Below are 13,486 nucleotides of genomic sequence, written 5' to 3'. Positions count from 1 at the left end.
GATACAGCCGCAGGCGCTGCCCCGGATAGATCGTGTAGGGCGGGGAGATGCCGTTCCACATCGCCAGGTCCAGCGGGCTGATGCCGTGGTTCACGGCGAGGCGGTACACGGTGTCGCCGCGCTGCACCGTGACGGCCTGCCCCGGCCGCGGCGTGGAGGCGCCCGCCCGGGGCGGGCCCGCCTCGCGCACCACGCGGCTGCTGCCGCAGGCGGCCAGCATCACCGCCGCCACCAATACGATTGCCATCCTCATGCGCGAAACTCCCACCACAGCAGACCGACGATCACCAGCACCGCCATCGCCCACCCCAGGTACTCGACGTAGCGGCGCAGCACGCGCTCGAGGCTCTCGCCGCCCCAGGCGATCAGGCCCGCGACCAGGAAGAAGCGTGCACCACGGCCGATGAAGGAACCCAGTACGAACGGCAGCACGCCCACCCCGGTGGCGCCCGAGGCGATGGTGAACACCTTGTACGGGATCGGCGTGAACGCGGCCAGGAAAACGAACCAGAAGCCGTAGCGCACGAACATCCGCTGCACCCGGCCGAAAGGCTCGTCCCAGCCCACCGTCTGCATCCAGGGCCAGATCGCCTCCAGCGCGTAGTGGCCGAGCGCGTAGCCGAGCAGGCCGCCGACCACCGATGCCACCGTGCACAGCAGCGCCAGGCGCCACCACGCGCGCGGCTGCGCCAGCGCCATCGGCGCCAGCATCACGTCCGGCGGCACCGGGAACACCACCGACTCGGCAGCGCTCAGTGCGGCGAGGTAGCGCGGTGCGTGGCGGTGGCGCGCCCAGAGCAGGCAGCGCTCGTAGATCGCCGAGAACGGCCGCATCAGTCGATCAGTCCCGAGAGCAGCGGCACGAATACCACCGGCGCCAGCTCGGTGCGCTCGATGCTTCCGTCGGCGGCCTTGCGCAGACGTACCAGCATCTGGCCGCCGCCGCCGCCGACCGGCGCGACCAGCACCCCGCCGGCGGCGAGCTGGTCGGTCAGGGCATCGACCAGCGCGGGCGCCGCCGCGGTGACGATGATGGCGTCGAACGGACCGTTCTCGGGCCAGCCGATGCGGCCGTCGTCGTGCTTGCTGCGGACCCGCAGCCCGAGCGCGCGGAAGCGCTTGCGCGCGACCCGCAGCAGTTCGCCGATGCGCTCGACCGTATGCACCTCCAGACCCAGGGCGGCGAGGATGGCGGCCTGGTAGCCCGAGCCGGTGCCGATCTCCAGCACCTTCGGCGGCGCCTCGCCGGCCTGCCGCGGCTGCAGTCCGGCGAGCAGGGTCTCGGTCATCTTCGCCACCACCCAGGGCTGGGAGATGGTCTGGCCATGGCCGATCGGCAGTGCGCTGTCCTCGTAGGCGCGGGTGGCCAGCGCCTCGTCGACGAACAGGTGGCGCGGCACCGTACGGATGGCGTTGAGCACCCGCTCGTCGGCGATGCCGTGGCCGCGCAGGCGCTCGATCAGGCGGTCGCGGACCCGCTGCGAGGTCATGCCGACGCCGATGGCTTCGGGCTGCAGCCGCAGCCGCGGCGTCATGCCCGCGCCTCCCGCAGTTCCGCCGCCAGGCCGCCGACCCAGCTGGCGACCTGCTCGAGCGCCTGGTAGCGGGTGAGGTCGACCTGGATCGGGGTGATCGCGATCTGGCCGCGGCGGACCGCGTTGAAGTCGGTGCCGGGGCCGGCGTCCTGCTCCGGACCTGCCGGGCCGATCCACCACCAGGTGCGCCCGCGCGGATCCTCCAGCGGCACGCAGGGCTCGGCGCGGTGGCGGTTGCCCAGCCGCGCCACCTCGAAGCCGGCGATCTCCTCCCACGGCAGGTCGGGAACGTTGACGTTGAGGATGGTATCGGCGGGCAGCGGATCCGCCTTCAGCCGCTCCACGATCTCCACCGCCGCGCGCGCGGCGGTCTCGTAGTGGCGGCCGACGTGCGCGGTGGTGACCAGCGACATCGCCACCGCGGGCAGGCCGAGGAACCTGCCCTCCATGGCCGCGGCCACGGTGCCGGAATAGATGACGTCGTCGCCGAGATTGGCGGTGTTGTTGATCCCCGAGACGACGATGTCCGGCTCGGCCTCGAGCATCCCGGTGATCGCCACGTGCACGCAGTCGGTCGGGGTGCCGTGCACGCGCCAGGTGGCGTCGTCCACCTGCACCACGCGCAGCGGCATGTCCAGGGTCAGCGAGTTGCTCGCGCCGGAGCGGTCGCGGTCGGGAGCGACGACCAACACCTCGTGGCCGGCCCCGCGCAGGCCCTCGGCGAGGATCCGGATGCCGGGCGCGTCCACGCCGTCGTCGTTGCTGACCAGTATGCGCATGGAAAAGGAGTCGCGAAATGCGACCATCATAGCCGAAGCGCCGGCCGCCCGGCCTGCGCGGCAACGGCGCGAGGCGGTAGAATCCGGGAGCCATCGCACCGGAGTCCCCCTGTGTACGACTGGGACCATGTCCGACGCGTGCTGTCGGCCAGCACGCTGCAGGAACTGCAGCTGGAAACGGCGGAATTCGCCCGCAGGATGGGATTCGACCATCACGGCTATGCCGTCAAGTGGTGCGACGAGCAGGCGCCGGGCGAGCACGCCTACCACGCCTTCCACGACTATCGCAACGAATGGGGCAACAGCTACGCCGCGCTGGCCGACCCGCAGGTCGCGGCCCGCGACGCCCGCGTCGGCCATGCGCGCCGCGGGTTGCCGGCAACGTCCTGGAACCGTCGCGGGCAGTTCGCCTACGCGCCGCCGCGGGACCTGGTCGGGCGCGCGAAACAGCAGGTCCGGGTGGCCGGCGACTTCGGGATCAGCGCCGGCATCACCATTCCCGGCTTCATCCGCGGCGCCGACTGGGCCTTCATGACGTTTTCCACCGGCCACACCCTGGACCTGCGCGAGTTCGACGCCCTGGTCGGTCCCTCGGTGCACTTCGTGAGCGCACTGCAGGTCTCCGTGGACCGCGTGCTGCGCAGGCCGGGCCCCTGCCCCGCGCTCACCCGGCGCGAACGCGAGGTCCTGCGCTGGGCCGCGATCGGCAAGACCTCGTGGGAGATCTCGCTGATCCTCGGGATCAGCGAACGGACCGTCAATTTCCACGTCCAGGGGGCGTGCCGGAAACTGGGCGTCCCGGGCCGGCGGGCCGCATGCGCGCGCGCCGTCGCGCTCGGCCTGGTCGCCGTCTAGGGTCCCGGCCGCACCCGCGCCGGGAGCGGCGTTGGCAATCGTACCTGTCGAAAATGACAGGGTCCGGGGTCGCCTGCCTTGCCGATGTGGTCCACTGGCCGTGCGATGCCTGAGGCGCACGGATCGGCGCCGCGGCCCATGGACCGGGCCGGGCATCGCACCGTCGGGAACGACCGTTCGGCGATCGCCGCGCCAGGGAGGGCGCCGGTTGTTTTGTATGCTGTGTCCATGACCAGCCGCAAGGTTCCCCGGCCGCCGGACGACGAGTCCGCGCTGTTCCGTGAAGCGATCGGCGCCGTCCGCGAACTGCCGGCGGCGCCCGCCCCCGTTTCCCGGCCGCGACCCGAGCCGCGGCCGCGCATGGCCGAACGCGACGAGCGCCAGGCGCTAGGGGAGTTCCATCGCCTGCTCGAGGAAGGCCCGCTGGAGGCCGCGGACAGCCTGCGCTATCGCCGCGACGAGGTCTCGCCGCGCCTGCTTCGCAGGCTCGCCCGTGGCCACTATGCGGTGCAGGACGAGCTGGACCTGCACCATGCCGATGCGGCGCAGGCCGAAACCTGGCTGCGCCGCTTCATCGCCGAGGCGCGCGCCTCGGGGTACGGCTGCGTTCGGATCGTCCACGGCAAGGGCCTGCACGCCGATGGCGCGCCGGCGCTGAAGAACCTGGTCGACCGGCTGCTGCGCCAGCGTGCGGACGTGCTGGCGTTCCACTCGGCACCAGCCGCCCAGGGCGGGACCGGCGCGGTGCTGGTGCTGCTCAGGGCGCGCTGACGCCCCCGGGGCACGGGCGCGCGCGCCGGCACCGCCACGACCGGGCCCGCCCGCGGCGCGCTACGCCGGCGATCAACCGGCGGCGTTGCGCATGGCTCCCAGCTCCGCCAGCACCGCGGTGGCGTACGCGCCGGCAGGCAGTTCGAAGGCGAGGTGCAAGGTATCAGCGCCCTCCCGCTCCCAGGCCATGGCGGCGGGCCGGAGACGGGTGGCGCGACGCTCCTGGCGCAGGCCGGCGGACTCGAGCCCGCGCTTGAGCGCGGCCGCATCGCCGTCGGCGAGCGCCGCCGTTTCCAGCGCCAGCGCTCCGCCGCGGCTGCGCAGCTCGCCGGCGCCCCAAAGCGGCGCGCTGGGGTGGATATCGCAATCGCCCAGCCGCTGCGCCAGCGCCGCGCTCCACGGCTCCGGGCCGAACACGCTGCGGCTGCCGTCGAGGATCCAGACCTCGCCCTCCAGGCCCCTGTTCCACGAGCCGTCGCGGACGCGGGCCGCCAGCACCCGGTTGAACAGCTCGGAACGCGCCGCCGACAGCAGGTGCGTGCGCTGATCGCGCCGCACCCGGGCGCCGGCGAACATCGCCAGGGCGGCGGCGACGTTGCCGCCGCCGCGGCCGAAACGCTGCTCGCCGAAATAGTTCGGCACGCCGGCCGCGGCGATCGCCTGCAGCCGTGCGTCGATCGCCGCGGGATCGCCCCGCACCTCGCGCAGCGTCAGCACGAAACGGTTGCCGGCCAGCGCACCGCGCGGAAGCTTGCGCGCGTGCCGGGCCTGGTGCAGCACGTGCAGCGACTGTTCCTGACGACCCGGCCCCGCCTCCCCGCACTGCAGGGCCTCCAGCGGCGGGGCGTCGCGTCCCGGCAGGTGCACGCTGAAGCGCTGGCGGGCCACGGCGTGGCGATCCTTGAGCCCGGCATAGCCGATCGCCGCCACCGGCACGCCCGCCCAGGCAGCGATCCGCGCGGCGGCGAAGGCGGTGTTCATGCCGCGCTTCTCGACCGTCAGCAGCAGGTGCTCGCCGCTGCCGCTGGCCTCGAACCCGTCCAGCTCCTCGACCCGGAAATCCTCCGCCGCACTGCGGATCGTCGCGGCCAGCACCGCCTCGCCCCAGGCGGCCGGCAGCGCCTCGCCGGAGCCGTCGCCCGCGGCGCCGCTCATTCGCCGACCAGCAGGCACACCGCCTGCGCCGCGATCCCCTCGCCACGCCCGGTGAAGCCGAGACGCTCGCTGGTGGTGGCCTTGACGCTGACCGCATCGATGGCGACGCCGAGATCGGCGGCCAGCCGTTCGCGCATCGCCGCGGCATGGGGACCGATCTTCGGCCGCTCGCAGATCACCGTGATGTCGGCATTGCCCAGGCGCCAGCCGCGCGCCGCTGCCAGCGCACCGCAATGGCGCAGCAGCGCGCGGCTGTCGGCGCCCTTCCATTGCGGATCCGACGGCGGGAAATGCACGCCGATGTCGCCCAGCGCCAGCGCCCCCAGCATCGCGTCGCAGAGCGCGTGGATCGCGACGTCGCCGTCGCTGTGCGCCACCACGCCGCGTTCATGGGCGATCCGCACGCCACCGATCATGACGTGGTCGCCTTCGCCGAAGGCGTGGACGTCGTAGCCGTGGCCGATCCGGATGGTCATGCCTCTCCGTCCGCGCGCGCTCGCGCATTTCCCGTTCCCGATTCTCCATTCCCGATACCCCGCCTTCCCAGCAGGAACTCGAACAGCGCCAGATCGGCGGCGGTGGTCACCTTGAGGTTGTCCTCGGCGCCCTCGACCAGCAGCGGGCGCAGGCCCTGGCGCTCCATCGCCATCGCCTCGTCGGTCACTTCCGCGCCGGCATCGCCGGCGGCGGCCAGCGCACGCTCGAGCTGCAGCCGCCGGAACAGCTGCGGGGTGAGCGCGCGCCACAGCCGCTCGCGCGGCTCCGTGCCGTCGATGCCGCCGTCGTCGCCGCCGCGCTTGAGGGTATCGCGCACCGGCGCGGCCAGGATCGCGCCGACCGGATCCTGGCGCCCGCGCTCGAGCAGCGCGGCCAGGTCCGCCGGCCGCACGTTGGGACGCGCCGCGTCGTGCACGAGCACGAAGTCGTCCGCGCGCACCTGCGGCGGCAGCGCCGCCAGCGCGGTCAGCACCGACGCCGCGCGCGTCGCGCCGCCGCTGCAGGCCAGCACCGGCCTGCCCTCGAACGCGGTCCAGCCGGGCCAGTGCCGATCGTCCGGCGCGATCGCCACCACCGCCCCCTCGATACCCGGATGGGCGAACAGTGCGCGCAACGTATGCGCGAGCAGCGGCTCGCCCGCCACCGGCAGGTACTGCTTGGGCAGGTCGCCGCCGAAGCGCACGCCGCGGCCGGCGGCCGGCACCACCGCCCAGAGCCCGCCCCGGACCCGATCAGGGCTCATGGCGAGGACCCGGCGCCGCTGTCCGGCGGCTCGGGCAGGGGCGCGGCGGCCGGGCTCTCGACCACGCGGTAGAAGACCTCGCCCGGACGGATCATCCCCAGTTCGCTCCGCGCGCGCTCCTCGACCGCGGCCTCGCCGGTGGGCGATTTCAGGTCCGCGACCTCCGCCGCCAGCGCGGCATTGCGTTCGCGCAGGCCCTCGTTCTGGTGCGCCTGCTGCGCCACCTGGCCCTGCAGCCGGGCGACGTCGCCGGCGCCGCCCGTGCCGAACCACAGGCGGTACTGCAGCCAGACCAGCAGCAGCGCGAGCAGCACCAGCACGATCCGCAGCCCGCGCATCGCTGCCGCGCTCCGCTACCGGCCCAACGAGACGAACGCGGCGCGGCCTGCGTAGCGCGCGCCGGCGCCCAGCGATTCCTCGATCCGCAGCAGCTGGTTGTACTTGGCCACGCGGTCGCTGCGGCACAGCGAGCCGGTCTTGATCTGGGTCGCGGTGGTCGCCACGGCGATATCGGCGATGGTGGTGTCCTCGGTCTCCCCGGAACGGTGCGAGACCACGGCGGCGTACTTCGCCGCATCGGCCATGGCGATCGCCTCCAGGGTCTCGGTCAGGGTGCCGATCTGGTTGACCTTGATCAGGATCGCGTTGGCGGTCCCGGTCTCGATGCCCTGGCCGAAGATCTTCGGATTGGTCACGAACAGGTCGTCGCCGACCAGCTGCACCTTGTCTCCGATGCGCTCGGTCAGCAGCTTCCAGCCGTCCCAGTCGTCCTCGGCCATGCCGTCCTCGACGCTGACGATCGGGTACTGCGCGCACCAGTCGGCCAGGAAGTCGACGAACTGTTCGCCGGTCAGGCGCCGGCCTTCGCCGACCAGGTGGTACTTGCCGTTGTCGTGGAACTCGCTGGAGGCCACGTCCAGTCCCAGCAGCACGTCCTCGCCGGCGCTGTAGCCGGCCTTGCCGATCGCCTCGAGGATGGTGTCGAGCGCCTCGACGTTGCTGCGGAAGTCCGGCGCGAAGCCGCCCTCGTCGCCGACCGCGGTCGACAGGCCATGACCCTTCAGCACCGCCTTGAGCGCATGGAAGATCTCGGTGCCGGCGCGCAGCGACTCGGAGAACGAGTCGAAGCCGACCGGCAGCACCATGAACTCCTGGAAGTCGACGTTGTTGTCGGCGTGCGCGCCGCCATTGATGATGTTCATCATCGGAACGGGCAGCACCGGGGCGCGGTCGCCGGCGAGCGACTTCCACAGCGGCAGCTTGCGCGAGGCGGCGAGCGCATGGGCATTGGCCAGGGACACGGCGAGCAGCGCGTTGGCGCCGAGGCGGCCCTTGTTCTCGGTGCCGTCCAGATCGATCAGGCGCCGGTCGAGCGCGGCCTGGTCGGCCGCGTCGAAGCCGGTGAGCGTGCTGGCGATGGCGCCGTTGACGTTGGCGACCGCCTTCTGCACGCCCTTGCCCAGGTAGCGGGTGCGGTCGCCGTCGCGCAGCTCCACCGCCTCGCGCGCGCCGGTGGAGGCGCCCGAGGGCACGGCGGCGCGGCCGAAGCTGCCGTCCTCGAGCGAGACCTCCGCCTCGAGCGTGGGATTGCCGCGGCTGTCGAGGATCTCGCGGGCGTGGATCTTGGCGATTCTGCTCATCTGGGGTTCGGGGCCTGCTTCAGAGAGGGGATTGGAGGAGAGTCGATTCGAGAAACGGGTTCTTCTTGGTCGCGCGGTCGAGCTCCAGCAGCGTCTCCAGCAGCGCGCGCATTTTCGGCAGCGGCCAGGCGTTGGGGCCGTCGCTGAGCGCCTTCTCCGGCTCCGGATGGGTCTCCATGAACAGCCCGGAGATGCCCACGGCCACCGCCGCGCGCGCCAGGACCGGCACGAACTCGCGCTGGCCGCCGCTGGAGGTGCCCTGGCCGCCCGGCAACTGCACCGAATGGGTGGCGTCGAAGACCACCGGGCAGCCGGTCTCGCGCATCACCGCGAGGCTGCGCATGTCCGAGACCAGGTTGTTGTAGCCGAAGCTCGCGCCGCGCTCGCAGACCATGATCTGGCCGTTGCCGGTGGACTTCGCTTTCTCCACCACCGGCTTCATGTCCCAGGGCGAGAGGAACTGGCCCTTCTTGATGTTGACCGGCTTGCCGGCGCTGCACACCTTGCGGATGAAGTCCGTCTGGCGCACCAGGAAAGCTGGCGTCTGCAGCACGTCGACCACGCTGGCCACCTCGTCCATCGGGGTGTACTCGTGGACGTCGGTCAGCACCGGTACGCCGAGCTGGCGCTTCACCTCGCCGAGCACGCGCAGCCCTTCCTCCATGCCGGGGCCGCGGAAGCTGCTGCCGGAGGTGCGGTTGGCCTTGTCGAAGCTGGACTTGAAGATGAAAGGGATGCCGAGCGCCGAGGTGATCTCCTTCAGCCGACCGGCGACGTCGAGTTGGAGCTGTTCGGATTCGACCACGCAGGGGCCGGCGATCAGGAAGAACGGGCGGTCCAGGCCGACCTCGAAGCCGCAGAGGTTCACGCGCTGGCCTCCTTCAGCAACTTGCCGCCGGCCCGCTGCTCGCGCGCGGCGCGAACGAAGCCGACGAACAGCGGGTGGCCGGTGCGCGGAGTGGAGAGAAACTCCGGATGCGCCTGGCAGGCGATGAACCAGGGATGGTCCTGCAGCTCGATCATCTCCACCAGCAGGTCGTCCATCGACTTGGCGGCGATCACCAGCCCGGCGTCCTCCAGCTGAGTGCGGTAGCGGTTGTTGAACTCGTAGCGGTGGCGGTGGCGCTCGCCGATCACGTCCCTGCCGTAGAGCTCGCGGGTCCGGGTGCCGGGTTTCAGGCGCGCTTCCTGCAGGCCCAGGCGCATGGTGCCGCCGAGGTCGCTGTCCTCGCTGCGGCGTTCCACCTCGCCGGTGCGGGTACGCCACTCGGTGATCAGGCCGATCACCGGATGCGGGGTCTGGCGGTCGTTCTCGGTACTGTTCGCGCCCTCCAGCCCGGCCAGATGGCGGGCCACGTCCACCACCGCCGCCTGCATGCCGTAGCAGATGCCGAAATACGGCAGGCGCTGTTCGCGCGCGTGCTTCGAGGCCAGCACCTTGCCCTCGAAGCCGCGGTCGCCGAAGCCGCCGGGCACCAGCACGCCGTCGACGCCGGCGAGCATCCGCTCGGCGCCGTGGCGCTCGATGTCCTGCGACTCGATCCACTTCAGCGCTACCCGGGTGCGCTGGCGGATGCCGCCGTGCTTGAGCGCCTCTCCGACCGACTTGTAGGCGTCCTTGTGGTCGACGTACTTGCCGACCACGGCGATGACGACGCTGTCGATCGGGTGCTCGGTGGCGTCGACCACGGCCTGCCATTCCGACAGGTCGGCCTTTTCCGCGGCCCGGTCGCCCAGGCACAGGCGCTCGACCACGATCTGGTCCAGATCCTGATCGTGCAGCCACATCGGGATCTTGTGGATGTCGTCGAGATCCACCGCCGAGATCACCGCCTTCTCCGGCACGTTGGTGAACGAGGCGATCTTGCGCCGCTCGCCGTCCGGCAGCGGCTGCTCGCTGCGGCAGACCAGCACGTCGGGCTGGATGCCGATCGAACGCAGTTCCTTGACCGAGTGTTGGGTGGGCTTGGTCTTGAGCTCGCCGGCGGCGGCGATCCAGGGCACCAGGGTGAGGTGCATGAACATGGCCTTGTCGGCGCCGCGGTCGGTGCGGATCTGGCGGATCGCCTCCAGGAACGGCAGCGACTCGATGTCGCCGACGGTGCCGCCGATCTCCACCAACGCCACGTCGTAACCCTGGGTGGCGGCGTCGATGCTGCGCTTGATCTCGTCGGTGATGTGCGGGATCACCTGCACGGTGGCGCCCAGGTAGTCGCCGCGGCGCTCCTTGCGGATCACGCTCTCGTAGATCTTGCCGGTGGTGATGGAATTCTTCCCCGACAGACGCACGTTGACGAAGCGCTCGTAGTGGCCGAGGTCGAGATCGGTCTCGGCGCCGTCGTCGGTGACGTAGACCTCGCCGTGCTGGAACGGGCTCATCGTGCCAGGGTCGACGTTGATGTAGGGGTCGAGCTTCATCATCGTCACCCGCAGGCCACGGGCCTCGAGGATGGCGGCGAGCGAGGCGGCGGCGATGCCCTTCCCGAGGGAAGAGACCACGCCGCCGGTGACGAAAACGAGCGGGGTGACGGAACGCGGGGAGGTCATGGGCGCAGCAGGTCGCTGGAAAGCCCCATTCTACGGCAAGTGCAGGTCCGCCGGCCCGGAGGGGCGTCTCCCGCAAGAAAACGCCCCGCCGGAGCGGGGCGTTTCGTCGTCCAGGGGCGGCCGGCGGGGGCCGGCCGGCCGGTGGATCAGGCCGGATCCTCTTCCTCGGCCTCGGTGGCCTCCTCGGCCTCTTCCTCGGACTGCCACTCGGCAGCGGCCTCGGTCTCGGCGGCGGCAGCGGCATCGGCCTCGACCTCGGCGGCGGCGGCGGCCTGCTCGGCCTGCTGCGCGGCCTGCTCGGCCTCGCGGACGGCCTGCTCGTCGACTTCCTGGGCGAACGCGCCCGGGGCGGCGAAGGCAGCGGCGATCAGGGCGGTGAACAGAAGATTGCGGTGGGTCATCGTCGTGTCTCCAGAGAAACGAAAGTGGAACCAAGAGGGGGGCGCCGCTTGCGACCGCGGCAACCGCACCGTATCCATCCCATCCCCGCTCCCAACTGAACAACGGGCCCTTAACGGAATTAAGCGCTTACGCGCACGTTTGAAGGCGTTTTCCGTGCCGGAACCTCGGGTTGGCCACAGCTGTCGGCAGGGTCGCAGCCGTGCTAGCGCCGCAAGCCATGCGCGAAATCCGGACCGGCGCGCTTCCTTCGCGCACGATGCCGCGGCCCGGCTGGGGCGCAATCCGCGCTTGCGCAGGCCTGCCGCGGCCGCCGCACCGGCGGCGGCCGGTTCGTCCCTTGACCGGGTGTCCGCCCCGCCCCATTCTGGCGCGCTTCCCGCAGCAGCCCCACCGATGAACTCCCGCTACAACGCCGTCGACATCGAAGTCCTGTCCGGGCTGGACCCGGTCAAGCGCCGCCCGGGCATGTACACCGACACCACCCGGCCCAACCACCTGGCGCAGGAGGTCGTCGACAACGCCGTCGACGAGGCCCTGGCCGGGCATGCGCGCGAGATCGAGGTCAGCCTGTTCAAGGACGGCAGCTGCGAAGTCTCCGACGACGGCCGCGGCATGCCGGTGGACCTGCACCCGGAAGAGAAGATCCCGGGCGTCGAGCTGATCCTCACCCGGCTCCACGCCGGCGGCAAGTTCAACAACCGCAACTACACCTTCTCGGGCGGCCTGCACGGCGTCGGGGTGAGCGTGGTCAACGCCCTCTCCACCCGCCTGCAGGTGCACATCAAGCGCGACGGCAGCGAGTACCGGATGGACTTCGCCAACGGCGACGCCGCCTCGAAGCTCGAGGCGGTCGGCAGCGTCGGCAAGCGCAACACCGGCACCCGGCTGCGGTTCTGGCCGGACCCGAAGTACTTCGACAGCCCGAAATTCTCGCTGCGGGCGCTGCGCCACCTGCTGCGCGCCAAGGCGGTGCTTTGCCCCGGCCTCACGGTAAACCTGCACGACGAGGCCAGCGGCGAGCGCGACCGCTGGTACTACGAGGACGGCCTGCGCGACTACCTGCACGGCGAGCTGGCCGGGCGCGAGCTGCTGCCGCCGGAGCTGTTCGTCGGCGCCCTGGCCAAGGACACCGAGACGGTGGACTGGGCGGTGGCCTGGGTGCCGGAAGGCGAGCTGGTCCAGGAGAGCTACGTCAACCTGATCCCGACCGCCCAGCACGGCACCCACGTCAATGGCCTGCGCAGCGGCTTCACCGACGCGCTGCGCGAGTTCTGCGACTTCCGCAGCCTGCTGCCGCGCGGGGTGAAGCTGGCGCCGGAGGACGTCTGGGACCGGGTCTCGTTCGTGCTCAGCCTGAAGATGACCGACCCGCAGTTCAGCGGCCAGACCAAGGAGCGGCTGTCCTCGCGGCAGGCCGCCGGGTTCATCGAGGGCGCAGCGCACGACGCGTTCTCGCTGTGGCTCAACCAGCACGTCGAGCTCGGCGAGCGCATCGCCCAGCTGGCGATCGAACGCGCCAGCGCGCGGCTGAAGACCGAGAAGCAGATCGTCCGCAAGAAGGTCACCCAGGGCCCGGCGCTGCCCGGCAAGCTCGCCGACTGCATCAGCCAGGATCTCTCGCGCACCGAGCTGTTCCTGGTCGAGGGCGACTCCGCCGGCGGCTCGGCGCGGCAGGCGCGCGACAAGGACTTCCAGGCGATCCTGCCGCTGCGCGGCAAGATCCTCAATACCTGGGAAGTCGCCTCCGGCGGCGTGCTCGCCTCGCAGGAGGTTCACGACCTGGCGGTGGCGATCGGCTGCGACCCCGGCAAGGACGACATCTCAGGGCTGCGCTACGGCAAGATCATCGTGCTGGCCGACGCCGACTCCGACGGCCTCCACATCGCCACCCTGCTCGCGGCGCTGTTCCTGCGCCACTTCCCGGCGCTGGTGGCGGCCGGGCACGTGTTCGTGGCGATGCCGCCGCTGTTCCGCGTCGACGTCGGCAAGCAGGTGTTCTACGCCCTGGACGAGGAGGAGAAGCGGCTGCTGCTGGAGAAGATCCAGCGCGAGAAGCTCAAGGGCACGGTCAACGTCACCCGCTTCAAGGGCCTGGGCGAGATGAACCCGTCGCAGCTGCGCGAGTCGGCGATCCATCCGGACACGCGCCGTCTGGTGCAATTGACGGTCGTCGATGGCGACGAGACCCATTCGCTGATGGACATGCTGCTGGCGCGCAAAAGGGCGCCGGATCGGAGGGTCTGGCTGGAAACCAAAGGCGACCTGGCGACCCTGGAGGTGTGATGGGCCAGTCACTATCGGCAGCCGTGGCGACGGCCCAGGCATCATCGCTGCGGAACGGGCTGCCTGGCGCGGCTGGAAACCAAAGGCGACCTGGCGACCCTGGAGGTGTGATGGGCCAGCCACTATCGGCAGCCGTGGCGACGGCCCAGGCATCATCGCTGCGGAACGGGCTGCCTGGCGCGGCTGGAAACCAAGGGCGACCTGGCGACCCTGGAGGTCTGATGGCCAGTCGTTTTCGCAAGCCGTGGCGACGGCCCGAACATCGCCGCCCCGGAACGG

Annotated in this window: 14 protein-coding genes and 1 pseudogene; 3 read left to right on the top strand and 12 right to left on the bottom strand. The window is 71.3% G+C overall.

Features of this window, described 5'->3' with window-relative positions:
* The 4 genes from H0E84_RS00745 to surE form a co-directional block, all read right to left on the bottom strand.
* Positions 1-253 (bottom strand): LysM peptidoglycan-binding domain-containing protein (locus H0E84_RS00745; RefSeq protein ID WP_180676711.1); only part of this gene is annotated, 253 nt, incomplete at its 3' end.
* Entirely contained in the window at positions 250-834 is a 585-nt protein-coding gene (locus H0E84_RS00740; RefSeq protein WP_180676710.1) for a YqaA family protein, read from the bottom strand. The genes H0E84_RS00745 and H0E84_RS00740, both read right to left, overlap by 4 nt.
* Positions 834-1,535: a protein-L-isoaspartate(D-aspartate) O-methyltransferase gene (locus H0E84_RS00735; protein ID WP_180676709.1), complete on the bottom strand. Its 702-nt coding sequence runs from the start codon at positions 1,533-1,535 to the stop codon at positions 834-836. Before H0E84_RS00735 ends, H0E84_RS00740 begins: the two co-directional genes overlap by 1 nt.
* Positions 1,532-2,314, bottom strand: coding sequence for a 5'/3'-nucleotidase SurE (gene surE / locus H0E84_RS00730; RefSeq protein ID WP_180676708.1), 783 nt, complete (start codon positions 2,312-2,314; stop codon positions 1,532-1,534). Before surE ends, H0E84_RS00735 begins: the two co-directional genes overlap by 4 nt.
* A 111-nt stretch (positions 2,315-2,425) precedes the next feature.
* Between surE and H0E84_RS20280 the strand changes: the two genes are divergently transcribed.
* A complete protein-coding gene (locus H0E84_RS20280; RefSeq protein ID WP_345776241.1) occupies positions 2,426-3,169 on the top strand; it encodes a helix-turn-helix transcriptional regulator in 744 nt (247 codons plus the stop codon).
* A gap of 228 nt (positions 3,170-3,397) precedes the next feature.
* Positions 3,398-3,940 carry a Smr/MutS family protein gene (locus tag H0E84_RS00715; RefSeq protein ID WP_180676707.1) on the top strand — a complete coding sequence of 181 codons (543 nt, stop codon included), beginning with the start codon at positions 3,398-3,400 and terminating at the stop codon, positions 3,938-3,940.
* Positions 3,941-4,012: 72 nt separating this feature from the next.
* Here H0E84_RS00715 and truD read toward each other — a convergent pair whose 3' ends face one another.
* The 8 genes and pseudogenes from truD to H0E84_RS00675 all read right to left on the bottom strand — a co-directional run bounded on the left by truD (position 4,013) and on the right by H0E84_RS00675 (position 10,923).
* On the bottom strand, positions 4,013-5,095 hold the full coding sequence (gene truD, locus H0E84_RS00710) for a tRNA pseudouridine(13) synthase TruD (protein WP_180676706.1): 1,083 nt from the start codon (positions 5,093-5,095) through the stop codon (positions 4,013-4,015).
* A complete protein-coding gene (gene ispF, locus H0E84_RS00705) occupies positions 5,092-5,571 on the bottom strand; it encodes a 2-C-methyl-D-erythritol 2,4-cyclodiphosphate synthase (RefSeq protein WP_180676705.1) in 480 nt (159 codons plus the stop codon). The genes truD and ispF overlap by 4 nt, the downstream gene beginning before the upstream one ends.
* A 53-nt stretch (positions 5,572-5,624) precedes the next feature.
* Positions 5,625-6,335: pseudogene (ispD, locus tag H0E84_RS00700) on the bottom strand (2-C-methyl-D-erythritol 4-phosphate cytidylyltransferase); the annotation flags it as partial.
* A complete protein-coding gene (gene ftsB / locus H0E84_RS00695) occupies positions 6,332-6,673 on the bottom strand; it encodes a cell division protein FtsB (RefSeq protein WP_180676703.1) in 342 nt (113 codons plus the stop codon). The pseudogene ispD and the gene ftsB, both read right to left, overlap by 4 nt.
* Before the next feature lie 15 nt (positions 6,674-6,688).
* Entirely contained in the window at positions 6,689-7,975 is a 1,287-nt protein-coding gene (gene eno / locus H0E84_RS00690) for a phosphopyruvate hydratase (protein WP_180676702.1), read from the bottom strand.
* Between the two features lie 19 nt (positions 7,976-7,994).
* On the bottom strand, positions 7,995-8,843 hold the full coding sequence (kdsA, locus tag H0E84_RS00685) for a 3-deoxy-8-phosphooctulonate synthase (RefSeq protein WP_180676701.1): 849 nt from the start codon (positions 8,841-8,843) through the stop codon (positions 7,995-7,997).
* Positions 8,840-10,522, bottom strand: coding sequence for a CTP synthase (gene pyrG, locus H0E84_RS00680; RefSeq protein WP_180676700.1), 1,683 nt, complete (start codon positions 10,520-10,522; stop codon positions 8,840-8,842). Before pyrG ends, kdsA begins: the two co-directional genes overlap by 4 nt.
* A 146-nt stretch (positions 10,523-10,668) precedes the next feature.
* The gene (locus H0E84_RS00675) at positions 10,669-10,923 is read right to left on the bottom strand and encodes a hypothetical protein (protein WP_180676699.1); all 255 of its coding nucleotides are present in this window, start codon (positions 10,921-10,923) and stop codon (positions 10,669-10,671) included.
* Between the two features lie 394 nt (positions 10,924-11,317).
* Between H0E84_RS00675 and parE the strand changes: the two genes are divergently transcribed.
* Positions 11,318-13,207, top strand: a complete 1,890-nt coding sequence (gene parE, locus H0E84_RS00670; protein WP_180676698.1) for a DNA topoisomerase IV subunit B — start codon at positions 11,318-11,320, stop codon at positions 13,205-13,207.
* Positions 13,208-13,486: the final 279 nt, after the last annotated feature.

This window comes from Luteimonas salinisoli (genome assembly GCF_013425525.1).
Lineage (GTDB): Bacteria > Pseudomonadota > Gammaproteobacteria > Xanthomonadales > Xanthomonadaceae > Luteimonas > Luteimonas salinisoli.
The sequence above is the reverse complement of the archived record's forward strand: the minus strand, read 5'-3'. Positions and strand labels throughout refer to the sequence as shown.

Bases quoted from the DNA above. Each gene is read 5' to 3' on its own strand.
- H0E84_RS00740 (WP_180676710.1), bottom strand. From the start codon at position 834: ATGCGGCCGTTCTCGGCGATCTACGAGCGCTGCCTGCTCTGGGCGCGC.
- H0E84_RS00735 (WP_180676709.1), bottom strand. From the start codon at position 1,535: ATGACGCCGCGGCTGCGGCTGCAGCCCGAAGCCATCGGCGTCGGCATG.
- surE (WP_180676708.1), bottom strand. From the start codon at position 2,314: ATGCGCATACTGGTCAGCAACGACGACGGCGTGGACGCGCCCGGCATC.
- H0E84_RS00715 (WP_180676707.1), top strand. From the start codon at position 3,398: ATGACCAGCCGCAAGGTTCCCCGGCCGCCGGACGACGAGTCCGCGCTG.
- truD (WP_180676706.1), bottom strand. From the start codon at position 5,095: ATGAGCGGCGCCGCGGGCGACGGCTCCGGCGAGGCGCTGCCGGCCGCC.
- ispF (WP_180676705.1), bottom strand. From the start codon at position 5,571: ATGACCATCCGGATCGGCCACGGCTACGACGTCCACGCCTTCGGCGAA.
- ftsB (WP_180676703.1), bottom strand. From the start codon at position 6,673: ATGCGCGGGCTGCGGATCGTGCTGGTGCTGCTCGCGCTGCTGCTGGTC.
- eno (WP_180676702.1), bottom strand. From the start codon at position 7,975: ATGAGCAGAATCGCCAAGATCCACGCCCGCGAGATCCTCGACAGCCGC.
- pyrG (WP_180676700.1), bottom strand. From the start codon at position 10,522: ATGACCTCCCCGCGTTCCGTCACCCCGCTCGTTTTCGTCACCGGCGGC.
- H0E84_RS00675 (WP_180676699.1), bottom strand. From the start codon at position 10,923: ATGACCCACCGCAATCTTCTGTTCACCGCCCTGATCGCCGCTGCCTTC.
- parE (WP_180676698.1), top strand. From the start codon at position 11,318: ATGAACTCCCGCTACAACGCCGTCGACATCGAAGTCCTGTCCGGGCTG.